General features: G+C 61.3%; 7 protein-coding genes. All 7 read left to right on the top strand.

Annotated features, from left to right (window positions below; translation table 11 throughout):
* Positions 1-97: 97 nt before the first annotated feature.
* From bcsQ to AC1RO5_RS07475, 7 genes are read left to right on the top strand one after another with little or no spacing between them, the layout of a single operon-like run.
* Entirely contained in the window at positions 98-1,264 is a 1,167-nt protein-coding gene (gene bcsQ, locus AC1RO5_RS07445) for a cellulose biosynthesis protein BcsQ (RefSeq protein WP_493174063.1), read from the top strand.
* Positions 1,261-3,492 (top strand): UDP-forming cellulose synthase catalytic subunit, encoded by a 2,232-nt coding sequence (gene bcsA / locus AC1RO5_RS07450; RefSeq protein WP_493174065.1) that lies wholly within the window; start codon positions 1,261-1,263, stop codon positions 3,490-3,492. Before bcsQ ends, bcsA begins: the two co-directional genes overlap by 4 nt.
* Positions 3,489-5,792: a cellulose biosynthesis cyclic di-GMP-binding regulatory protein BcsB gene (gene bcsB, locus AC1RO5_RS07455; RefSeq protein WP_493174067.1), complete on the top strand. Its 2,304-nt coding sequence runs from the start codon at positions 3,489-3,491 to the stop codon at positions 5,790-5,792. The genes bcsA and bcsB overlap by 4 nt, the downstream gene beginning before the upstream one ends.
* A 7-nt stretch (positions 5,793-5,799) precedes the next feature.
* The gene (gene bcsZ / locus AC1RO5_RS07460; RefSeq protein ID WP_493174069.1) at positions 5,800-7,041 is read left to right on the top strand and encodes a cellulose synthase complex periplasmic endoglucanase BcsZ; all 1,242 of its coding nucleotides are present in this window, start codon (positions 5,800-5,802) and stop codon (positions 7,039-7,041) included.
* The gene (locus tag AC1RO5_RS07465; RefSeq protein ID WP_493174071.1) at positions 7,017-10,880 is read left to right on the top strand and encodes a cellulose biosynthesis protein BcsC; all 3,864 of its coding nucleotides are present in this window, start codon (positions 7,017-7,019) and stop codon (positions 10,878-10,880) included. The genes bcsZ and AC1RO5_RS07465 overlap by 25 nt, the downstream gene beginning before the upstream one ends.
* Before the next feature lie 17 nt (positions 10,881-10,897).
* Positions 10,898-11,566 carry an SGNH/GDSL hydrolase family protein gene (locus tag AC1RO5_RS07470; RefSeq protein ID WP_493174073.1) on the top strand — a complete coding sequence of 223 codons (669 nt, stop codon included), beginning with the start codon at positions 10,898-10,900 and terminating at the stop codon, positions 11,564-11,566.
* Positions 11,563-12,237, top strand: a complete 675-nt coding sequence (locus tag AC1RO5_RS07475) for an alginate O-acetyltransferase AlgF (RefSeq protein ID WP_493174075.1) — start codon at positions 11,563-11,565, stop codon at positions 12,235-12,237. The genes AC1RO5_RS07470 and AC1RO5_RS07475 overlap by 4 nt, the downstream gene beginning before the upstream one ends.
* The last annotated feature ends 6 nt before the right edge of the window (positions 12,238-12,243 follow it).

A 12,243-nucleotide genomic window follows, 5' to 3' on the forward strand; every position in this document is an offset into this window, starting at 1 on the left:
AAATTAATGGCACTCTGCCAACGCCCAGACTACGCATCAACTTTGTTAAGTTAATGGAATGCTGAGTTTCTAAGTTATTTCATTCTTGGTATAACGCATGAAATATGTAGACGACATTACGAAACTCTTTACACGTTTTGGCGCCAACGTGGAGACTTACCAAGAAATACAACCGAACTATAAAGACTTCAAAGACGACCCGGTTATACCTGCGGTGGCTGAGTCAGAACCGTCGACGGCATTGTCTCCAGCAACACCAACGCCCCCTGTTTTTCTGCTGGACGAGCCACAGCCTTCTTTATTGATTGGCGCGCCGGTCGAGCCTGTGAAAAATGTTGCCCTCTCGCCACCGTCACCCAAATCCCCTCCCCTGACCGAGTCACCTGCGAGTTCTGCTACGGGTGACCGTCAGCGATTGAGCGACCTGTTGCGTGAACTTAACCAGATTCGTCGAGACGGCCTGCCAGAAACGACTCGCAAGCGGACCAAGGCGAAGGTCATTGCTATCGTTTCAGCGAATGGTGGGGTGGGTAAAAGCACCGTCGCCGCTGGCCTCGCGAAAACACTTCGGCACCCTGGCGGGCGAGTCATCGCGATTGATCTGGACCCTCAGAACGCGCTGTCCAGCCACTTGGGTATCACCAGGCCGGCTCCCGGGCTGATCCAGCTCAAAGAGCAGGACGCCGACTGGGGCGCTCATCGCCTGCCGGGCTTTAGCGACAGTGAGTGCCTGCCCTTCGGCACTGGCGAGCTGAACGATCGCCGATTGCTCAGGCAGTTGATGCTTGAAAATCCTGACTGGTTGAATCAGCACCTTGCGTCAATGAACCTCAGCGAAAACGATACTGTGATCCTGGACACTCCTTCGGGTGCGACCGTCTATTCGCAACAGGCACTCGACGCCGCCGATCTGGTGCTGGTGATGACGGTGGCCGACGCGGCCTCCTACCTGGCACTGGACACCATGACCCAGTGGCTGGAAACCAGCCTGCGACGCGCACAGCGGCAGCGGTATGTGCTCAACCAACGGGATGACTCGCGCTCGTTCAGCAGGGACATGGGCGTGCTGTTTCGGCGACGGCTCGGCGCTAACCTGATCGGGACGATTCGCCTCGATCACCAGTTCAACGAGTCGCTGGCCTATGGTCGGGACCTGATGCAGTACGCACCTGAGAGCATTGGCTGTCAGGACATTCTGTCGTTATCAGGCGCGGTCCATGCCCTGCTTTTCGCGGACGCTTCCAGCCAGCAGGGCACGCCATGACCGCCCAGCTGAATCAGCTACCTGCAAAGACCTGGTGGTTGCAAAAGCTGCTGGATAGCTTCCAGGATCGCGTCAGTCAATGGCCCCGGCATTGGCGCCTGGGCCTGAAAATCTCAGGCGGTCTGATTGCAGCATTGTTGGTGCTGGGTATCCTCACTGCGCCGCAGAATCTGTATTCCCAGGCCGTGTTTGCCTCCGTCTGTTTTGCCGCCAGCCTGATCATCCGCAAGCAAACCGGGCGTCTGGCGATCCTGACCCTGATCACCCTCTCGCTGATCGCTTCGTTGCGTTACATGTACTGGCGCCTGTCCGACACCCTGGACTTCGACAACTGGCTGGATGCCGTATTTGGCTACGGGCTGGTGCTGGCAGAACTGTATGCCTTGCTCGTGCTGGTCTTCGGCTATATACAGACCGCCTGGCCGCTGCACCGTAAACCGCAGTTTCTGCAACAGCCACCCGCGCAATGGCCGACGGTAGATGTGTTCATTCCCACCTATAACGAAGCATTGGGTATCGTCAAACTGGTGGTGCTCGCGGCTCAGGCCATTGACTGGCCCGAGGGCAAACTGCGGGTGCACGTGCTCGATGACGGACGCCGGGAGGAATTCAAGGCTTTCTGTCAGCAGATTGGTGTCAACTACATTACCCGCGACAACAATCAACATGCCAAGGCCGGGAACCTCAACGAGGCCCTCAAAGTCACCGATGGCGAGTTCATTGCCATATTCGACGCCGACCACGTGCCCACCCGCTCCTTCCTGCAAATCACCATGGGCTGGTTTTTAAAGGATCCGAACCTGGCGTTGCTGCAAACGCCGCACTTTTTCTACTCACCCGATCCGTTCGAAAAAAACCTCGATACCTTTCGCTCGGTACCCAATGAAGGTGAGCTGTTCTACGGCCTGGTGCAGGACGGCAACGACCTGTGGAACGCGGCATTCTTCTGTGGGTCCTGCGCGGTCATCCGGCGGACTCACTTGCTGGAAGTCGGCGGCATCGCCACCGAAACCGTGACGGAGGATGCGCACACGGCACTCAAGCTCAATCGCCGTGGTTTCAATACCGCTTACCTCGCCATTCCACAAGCGGCGGGACTGGCCACCGAAAGCCTTTCCCGACACATCAGCCAGCGCATACGCTGGGCGCGGGGTATGGTGCAGATTTTTCGGACCGACAATCCATTGTTTGGCAAAGGACTGAACCTGGGGCAGCGCATCTGCTACCTCAACGCCATGATGCACTTTTTCTACAGCCTGCCTCGCCTGGTGTTCTTGACCGCACCATTGGCCTACCTGTTCTTCGACGCGCAGATTTTCCACGCCTCGGCGTTGATGGTCACGGTCTATGTACTGCCGCATATTTTCCATTCCAGCCTGACCAACTCCAGCATCCAGGGGCGCTTCCGCCACTCCTTCTGGAACGAAGTGTATGAGTCGGTGTTGGCCTGGCACATCATGCGACCGGTACTGCTCGCCCTGATCAGCCCTTCGCTGGGCAAATTCAACGTAACCGACAAGGGCGGCACCATCGAAAAGGACTATTTCAACTGGAAGCTCGCGCGGCCTTACATCGTCCTGCTGACCTTGAACATGATCGGTCTGGCGATCGGCGTGGTGAAACTGGTCGGGAGTGATTCGTCCGAGGTCACTACCCTGCTGATCAACCTGATCTGGACCGTGTACAACATCATCATCGTCAGCACCGCCGTGGCGGTGGCCACTGAGTCCTCTCAGGTGCGCAACGAGCCCAGGGTGCCCGCGGATCTGCCCGTGCGCGTCTATCGCGAAGACGGCACATCGTTCGATTGCATAACCCGGGATTTCTCACAAAACGGCGTGGGTCTGGCACTGCCACCGCAGGTTCAGCTCAGCGCCAAAGAGAAGCTGCGGCTGTGCATTCTGCGCACACCTCCCTCAAGCCTCTTTACCGCAACAACGATCTTCAGCAACGACAACGTGGCAGGCGTGAAATTCGAGGGTTTGACCCTGCGCCAGCAAAGTGAGCTGGTGCGACTGACCTTTTCACGGGCCGACACCTGGGCCAACACGTGGGGCAACGGCCGCCTCGACGCGCCAATGTCGGCGTTGCGCGAGGTCAGCAGCATTGGCTTGCGCGCCATCCTGCGCTTGTTCGTTGCCACCCTGAAGGACAGCCAGGCGCTGCTGCGCAAACGCCCGGACACTCCATCCCCTATCGACCCCACCGCGGACACGCAACGATCTTGAAGCCTTCCACTCGCCGGACCTTTCCTCCTCGTCGCTCACTCATGCTGCTCGCCTGCTCACTAGTGGGCTGGAGCGACTGGGCGTTGAGTGCTACCACCCCAATCAGCGCCACAGAGCCGGCGGTGATGCCGGTCGCATCGTTGCCCGGGACAGATGCCCCGAGCAACAGCTATACCCGCACCCTCAAGGAGCTGGGCAAAAGCTATTCGATGAACCTTAAAGGCGTGGAGGCTACCGACAGTGTGAATTTCGATGTGCGCGCCGATGAAGTCGTCACGGCTGCGCAGGTCACACTGCAGTACAGCTATTCACCGGCGCTGCTGGCCGACCTTTCGCAAATCAACGTGCTGATCAACGATCAAGTGGCCGCCAGCCTGCCCCTCCCGAAGGAAGAGGCCGGTAAATTGCAGACCCGGACCGTGCAGATTCCGCCGCAGACCATCACCGAATTCAACCGGCTCAGCCTGCAGTTCATCGGTCACTACACGATGCAATGTGAAGACCCTTTGCACTCCAGCCTGTGGGCCAAGATCGGCAACGAGAGCCAGCTGAGCCTCCAGGTGTCCTCGATTAAACAGCCCAACGACCTGTCCGCTCTGCCTCTGCCCTTGTTCGATCGTCGAGACGCCTCGCCCCTGAAGCTGCCCTTCGTGTTCGCCGCGCGCCCGGGCGGCCCTGAGCTTGAGGCCGCCGGTATCCTGTCGTCCTGGTTTGGCGCCCTGGCCAGCTACCGCGGCGCAACCTTCCCCGCCAGCCTCAGCAGCCTGCCGGCCAAAGGCAACGCCGTGGTGTTTGTCAGCGGCAGCGAATCAACGGCCTTGAGTGGCTTACCGATCAAAGAGGCCACGGGGCCGACATTGACACTCGTGAGCAACCCGAATGATGCTCAGGGCAAACTGTTGATCGTCTCCGGGCGCGATGGCGCCGATCTCAAGGTCGCCGCGACAGCGCTGGCCCTCGGTGGCTCAGCCTTTTCCGGGCAGAGCGTGGTGATCGACCGGATCGACTCGCTTAAGCCACGCCGACCGTACGACGCGCCTAACTGGCTGCCCTCCGACCGCCCGGTTCGCCTGGGTGAACTGGCGAAGCCCGCAGAACTCAATGTGTCGGGTTACAACCCGGGACAAATGACGGTGGCGCTGCGCTTGCCACCCGACCTGTTCAACTGGCGTGAACCCGGCGCGCAACTTGACCTGAAGTACCGCTATACGCCGCAACCGGTCTCCACCAATTCCTCGTTGCTGGTCCACTTCAACGATACCTTCATCAAGTCGATCGATCTGCCTTCGATCGAGAAACTCGGCAACAGCGACAGCCTGCTGGCGATGCTCAAAACCGACGACAGCCTGGCCCGCACATCGCGCATGCTGTTGCCGCTCAATTCCGTAGCGCTGCAATCACGCCTGCAATTTCGCTTTATGTATGACTACATCAAACAGGGCGACTGCCGCGACATCATCATCGACAACATGCGCGGCGTGATCGACCCGGACTCGACCCTGGACCTCAGCCAATACGAACACTTCATGGCCATGCCCAACCTCGGGGTGTTCAAGGACAGCGGCTTCCCGTTCACCCGCATGGCCGACCTTTCTGAAACATCGGTGATCCTGCCCAACGAGCCGGGCCCGGCGGACCTGAGCGCCTATCTGACCGTGCTGGGGCGCTTCGGTGACTCCACCGGTTACCCGGCCACCGGTGTAAAGGTGGTCCACGCCGACCAGGTGGCAGAGCAACGCGACCGGGATTTGCTGGTGCTCGCCTCGGGCAACAATCAGCCGCTGCTGGAGCAATGGCAAAGCCTGCTGCCGGCCAAGGACGAAGCTGCTGCGCAGTACTTTGAACTGTCTGACCTGCCCTTGCGTCTGCGCAACTGGATCAGCCCGGATACGAAAACCAATCTGCGTGAAGCGCGCAGCAGCTTCAGGTTCAGCGCTGACGACGGCAGTGCTTATCTGACTGGATTCGAATCGCCGCTCAAGAGTGGGCGCAGTGTGGTGTTTATCGCCAGCGCAAGGCCTAACGGCTTGGCTGACGTGACTAACGCCCTGCTCAGCAGCGAAGAAAACGCCCACGAGTTGCAAGGCAGTCTGGTGGTGGTCAAGGGCAAACATGTCAAATCGCTGGTCGCCGAACAGGATTACTACGTCGGGAGCATGGGCCCATTGCGCTATCTGCAGTGGTACCTCTCGCAAAACGTAATGGCACTCATGCTGTTCACTCTCCTCGGGGTCCTGCTGCTTGCCTCGATGGCCTACCTGGCCCTGCGCTTACGGGCCAAACGTCGTCTTGGCCAATAAGCCGCGCATGCCTGTGCCGTCCATGAGCAGCCGGGTTGTTTCACTTCGCCAGTGCCTGCGCGGTAACGCGCGCAGGTTGAGCGCGGTGCTTGCGCTCGCCCTGCCGGCCCCTGTGATAGCGGCCGCAGCCCCCTGTGAACTGCCGACCTGGCCACTATGGCAAACCTATTCAACACGCTTCGTCCAGGCCGACGGCCGGGTTCTGGAATCGAGCCTGGAGAACAATCACAGCACCTCTGAAGGGCAGTCCTACGGCATGCTCTTCGCACTGATCGGCAACGATCAGGCACGCTTTGACAAACTCTGGCGCTGGACATCAGCCAACCTCGCAGGCTCCGCCACCGCCACACGCCTGCCAGGCTGGTTATGGGGGCAAGGCCCGGACGGTCAGTGGCGCCTGCAAGACGCCAATTCGGCCGCCGACGCCGACCTGTGGATCGCCTACGCCCTGCTCGAAGCCGCACGCCTGTGGCATCGGCCGGACTATCGCCAGGATGCCCTGCACCTGATGGCGATGATTGAAGCGCAATTGGTCGTCACGCTGCCCGGACTGGGGCCGATGGTATTGCCTGGACCACAGGGCTTCGTCCTGCCGGATGCGCTCTGGCGCCTGAACCCCAGCTACCTGCCACTGCCACTGTTACGGCGGCTGGCCAAGGAAGCCCCCAACGGGCCCTGGCAAGCGATTGCCAACAACACCGCAACGATGATTGCCCAATCAAGCCACCACGGTTTCGTCGCTGACTGGGTCGGTTATCAAGGCACCTCCGCGCAATCGGGTGCCTTCATAAGCGACCCGATCAACGGCGACACGGGCAGCTACGATGCCATTCGCGCGTACCTCTGGCTGGGCATGGGTGACACCTCCGAACCGCTGGCAGCGCTCCTGCTCAAACGGCTGGACGGCATGGCCCGCAGCACAGTCGCGACGGGTTCCCCCCCGGAAACAGTCCAGGTTATCCACGGCAGTGTTAAGGGTCAGAGCCCGTTCGGATTCTGGGCTGCACTGATTCCCTACCTTGAGGCCAAGGGGCATCCCCGGTTGGCCGATCAGCAACGACACCGCGTGGAACTCGCCTTGCAAGAGGCGCTGGCCAGGCCTGATGCCGACGCCAGTCCGCCGCGTTACTACAACTTCATGCTTAGCCTGTTCGCGCTCGGTTGGGCAGATAAACATTACCGATTCCGGGAAGACGGAACGCTGAAACTCTCCTGGGAGACCGCATGCACCCGCACCACCGCACGCTAGCCATCGGCATCATGAGCGCATGGACGGCCGCTGCTGCACACGCTCAAAGTCCGACACCACAGACATTGCTCGTCGAGCAAGGGCAGTACTGGCAGTCGCACAACAACCCTCAACGCGCTGCGGAAGTCTGGCAGAAAGTCCTGCTGCTGGACCCGGTCCAGGTTGACGCACTGTATGGCCTGGGCTTGATCGGCGTGCAACAAGGCAAGCCACAACAGGCACAGCAATACCTCGCCCGCTTGCAGGCCATCCAGCCACCGCCTCGGCAGGCACTGCAATTGGCGCAGGACATCAACGTGGCCCAACCGCAGAACCAGCAGCGTCTGGCAGAGGCTCGGCGCCTCGTCGATGCCGGTGAGCGTGACAAGGCGACCGCCGTGTTTCGCTCGCTGTTCGATGGCCGCCCACCTCAAGGTACGATCGGCCGCGAGTATTACAACAACCTGGCCTTCAATCAGGCTGACTGGGCGCAAGCACGCAGCGGATTCCAGCGCCTGCAACGAGAGATGCCCAACGACTCGATCGTCGCGCTGTTTTACGCCAAGCATCTGATCCGCCATGAAGACAGCCGTGCCGAGGGCATTCGCGCCCTGGCCGCGCTGACCCAGCGTACCGACATTGCCGGTGATGCCGACGAAAGCTGGCGTCTGGCGCTGACCTGGATCGGTCCGCCCAATCCGGCACAAGTGCCGTTGTTCGAGACGTACCTCAAGACGCATCCGGATGACGTGGAAATCCGCGCGCAGATGAACAAGGGCAAGCAACAGCCGGCAACGACGCCCAGCAAGGAATGGCAACCGCCCGCCGAAGTCGCGCGCGGCCTGAAGGCGCTCAAAGAAGGCGATCAGGCCACCGCCGAACAGGCTTTTCAAGCACGCTTGAAAAGCCGGCCCGATGATGCTGACGCGCTGGGCGGCCTTGGCGTTATTCGCCAGCAGCAACAGCGACTGGCCGAAGCGGAAAAGCTCCTGGGTCAGGCCACGCGACAACACGACGGCAGCCGCTGGCAAGTGGCGCTGAACGAAGTGCGCTACTGGTCTGCGTTGCAGCAGGCCCGCGACGCCCAAGCCAAAGGCCAGACAGCCCAGGCACAAGCCTTGGTAAACCAGGCGCTGCGGCAGAATCCAGACGGGGTGGACGCTCGCCTCGCCCAGGCGGATATTCAGGCCAGCGCGGGCCAGTTCGATGACGCTCAGCGCAACTATCGGCAGATTTTGAATCTGCGCCGCGACGACCCTCAAGCACTGGAAGGGCTGGTCAACGTGCTGCTCAAGAGCGGCAAGAACGATGAAGCCCTGCAACTGATCAACAGCCTGCCAGCCACCGGACAGGCAAAGATCGGCCAGTCCGCACGCCTGCAAGCCTTGCGCGCGACACAACTGGCCGCCCTCGCCGAACAACGCAACGACCTGCCCGCTGCGCGCAACGCCTTGCAAGACGCGCTGCGCGTTGAGCCGGACAACATCTGGACACGTTTCGCCCTGGCCCGCCTGAACCTGGCAATGGGCGAACCGCAAAAGGCTCGGGAGCTGATCAACACCATGCTTCAGGCCCATCCCGACAATGCCGATGCGCTTTACGTCAGCGCCTTGCTGTCGGTCCAGATGGGTGAGTGGAAAGCCGCCCAGGCAACCTTGGGACGCTTGCGCCCCGACCAGCGCACCCCGGACATGGAAGCACTGGCCGCTGATGTCAGCCTCAACCTGCAACTCAGCCAGGCGATCGGGTTGGGCAAGCGCGGACAGCGCCAGGAAGCCCTGACCTTGCTCGATCGTATTCAGCCGATGGCTAACAACAGTCCAGATCGCACGGAGAGCCTGGCCTCGGCCTATGTCGAGATCGGCGAGCCGACCCGTGCGCTGGCCCTCATGCGCGGACAGTTGCAACACACCCCTGCGCCCTCGGCGGACTTCATCCTGCAATACGCCGCGGTCCTGCTTGAGTCCGGAGAAGACGCACAGGTCAACGAGATTCTGCGCGACCTTCAGAACAAGCCCTTGAACGCACCGACTCGCAAGCGTTTCGACGACCTGCTCCATCTCTATCGCATCCGCCAGGCTGACCATTTGCGTGAACAAGGCAATCTGGCCAGCGCTTACGACACGCTGGCGCCCGCGCTGGCGCAACGTCCCGGTGACAGCGCTGCCGTCGCGGCGCTGGCGCGAATGTATTCGGCCAACGGCGACACGGCAAAAGCCCTCGAACTCTACAAACCGCTATTACAACGTCAGCCAAACGACCCGCAACTGCTGTTGGGTGCCGCCGACGCGGCGGTGTTGGCACATGACACAGGCTTTGCCGAACAGGCACTGCAACAGTTGCTCAAGACCGAATCCGGCAACCCTCAAACGCTGACCGAAGCCGCACGCCTCTACCAGAACATGGGCAAGACCGGCACGGCGACCGATCTGCTGCGCAAGGCAGTGGCCATCGAACAGAGCGAGAAACGCAGAAACCAGAGCGGCCAACTGGCCGGTTCGACAGTGGCGCCCAACCCTTTTGCGGGGGTGTCGGGTCCACGTAGCGAGGTCAGTCGCGACACCTTGCTGGCAGCGATCCCGCCACCGGCTCAGGAGATGCCGGGCAGCGTGAGGTCTAACAACCCTTTTGGCATCGACGCCCTGCCAAGGCCACAGCAGGCGAGCAATCCATTCGAGTCGCAGCTGCCGCGCGCAGCACTGGTGAGTGAAGACATCAGCCCCGCGCAACTGGCGCTAAATAAAATCCTTCACGAGCGCAGTGCCTACGTCACCCAGGGCGTGAGCATTCGCAGCAACAACAGTGAGTCGGGGTTGAGCAAACTGACCGACATTGAAACGCCGCTGGAAATCAATATCCCGCTGGATGAAAGCCGCGTCGCCCTGCGCGTGACGCCGGTCTCGCTGAACGCCGGCAGTGCCAGCGGCGAGGCACTGCAGCGCTTCGGTAGCGGTGCGCAGAACGACGGCGTTGGCTCGCAAAAAGCCGAGGGTGTTGGCCTTTCCGTCGCTATTCAACGGCCCGCGGATGGGCTCAAGGCCGATCTCGGCACCACCCCGCTCGGCTTCAAATACTCCACCGCCACCGGCGGCATCAGCGTTGATCGCCCCATAAGCGACTCCTCTAATGTCCGCTACGGGGTGAGCGTTTCCCGGCGTCCGGTGACTGACAGCGTCACCTCGTTTGCCGGCACCACGGACAAACGCAGCGGGCAGTCCTGGGGCGGTGTGACCGCCAACGGCGGGCGCGGCCAGTTGAGCTATGACGACAGCGAAGTCGGCGCCTATGGCTACGCCTCCTGGCACCAGCTGTTGGGCAACCATGTCGAATCCAACAGCCGCAGTGAACTGGGCAGCGGTGTCTACTGGTACCTGCAAAATGCAACAGACAGCAAGCTGACCGTCGGCCTGAGCATGACCGGCATCAGCTACGCGAACAATCAGGACTATTTCACCTATGGGCACGGCGGCTATTTCAGCCCGCAGACATTCTTCGCGCTGGGCGTGCCGGTGACTTGGGCACAACGCACCGGGCGCTTGACGTATCAAGTCAAGGGCTCGGTCGGCGTGCAGCATTTCGAGCAAGACAGTGCCGACTATTTCCCGACCGACAAAGCCCTGCAGGCGGCCTCCGGCCTGCGCTACGCCGGGCAAAGCAAAACCGGGATCGGCTACAGCGTCGCCGCGGCAGCTGAATACAAGCTCGCTTCGAACTTCCTGCTGGGCGCCAATCTGGGCCTGGACAACGCCCACGACTACCAACAATTCAGCGGCGCCCTGTCTTTGCGTTACCTGTTCGAGGACATCAGCGGCCCCATGAGCCTACCGGTCAGCCCGTACACCTCGCCTTATTCCAACTGATCATTCTGGAGTTTTCGATGCCCACTTCTGCCCTTGCCGGCCTGACTCTCCTTGTTCTTGGGGAGAGCCATATGAGCCTCGCGGACCATTTGCTGGAGCCGCTGCACGACAACCTGACTCGCCAAGGCGCCCTGGTTCACTCCATCGGCGCCTGTGGCGCCAGCGCTGGCGACTGGCTGATCAGTAAAAAGGTCGACTGCGGTGCCGAGCGCAAAGGCAACGAAAAGATTGTGATCAAGGGCCGTGACGCCACCACCACACCGATCCAGGACCTGATCGCCGCCGACAAACCCGACCTGGTGGTACTGGTCATCGGCGACACCATGGCGTCCTATGACAAGCCCGTGTTTCCGAAGGCCTGGGCATGGCAAAGCGTCACCGGCCTGGCCAAGGCCATCGCGGCCACCGGGACCCGTTGCGCCTGGGTGGGCCCGGCCTGGGGCAAAGCCGGCGGCATGTACCAGAAGAATGATGCCCGCACCCAGTTGATGTCGCAGTTTCTGGCCGCGAACGTGGCGCCTTGCACCTACATCGATTCGCTGACGTTCTCCAAACCCGGGCAGTGGATCACCACCGATGGGCAGCACTTCACCGTCGCCGGTTATCAAGCCTGGGGCACTGCAATTGGCAGTGCGTTGGCCAAACTGCCCGCCAACACCGTCAGCAGCACAGGAGCCGGCAAATGATCCGATCCGCATGTGGCTGGGCGCTGTTCGCGCCCTTGATGCTGAGCCTGCACGCCCAGGCCGCCGACATTGCCCTGTACCCGACGGGCCCGGATCAGGACTCGGCTTTCCTGCGTTTTATCAATGCCGCCGACCGCCCCTTGCAGCTGCTGGCCGAAGGCTCGCGGGCCAGCCTCAGGCTCGAGGGTTCGAATGCCGTGTCCGAATACCTGCCCGTGCCCGCCAACCAGCCGATCAAGGGCACCCTGGAACGCAACGGCAAAAGCCAGCCGCTGGACATCCAGGTGGCAGCAGGCGAATTCGCCAGTGTGATCGCTTTGCCAGACAGCGCTCAAGGTATCCGCCAGGTCGTCATCCGTGAGCAACCCGACGATTTCAATAGCCTGAGAGCCTCGCTGGCGTTTATCAGCGCCGATCCAGCGTGCACCCAGGCCGGTTTGCGTGCTGCAGGGAAAAACGCTGACCTGTTCAAGGAGGTGGCCGACGGCAGCGTGCAACGCCGAGCGATCAACCCGGTCAACCTGTCGGTTCAATTGGTCTGCGCCCAAACCAACGTCGGTGCCCCGCTTGACCTCGGCCAGCTCAAGGCCGGCGAGCGCTACAGCGTTGTGCTGCTACCTGGCGCAAATGGCCCGCACCTGTTGCTCGCGACTGACGTCCTGGCCCACTGATCGGAT

The organism is Pseudomonas sp. GW822-FHT02G04 (genome assembly GCF_058802085.1).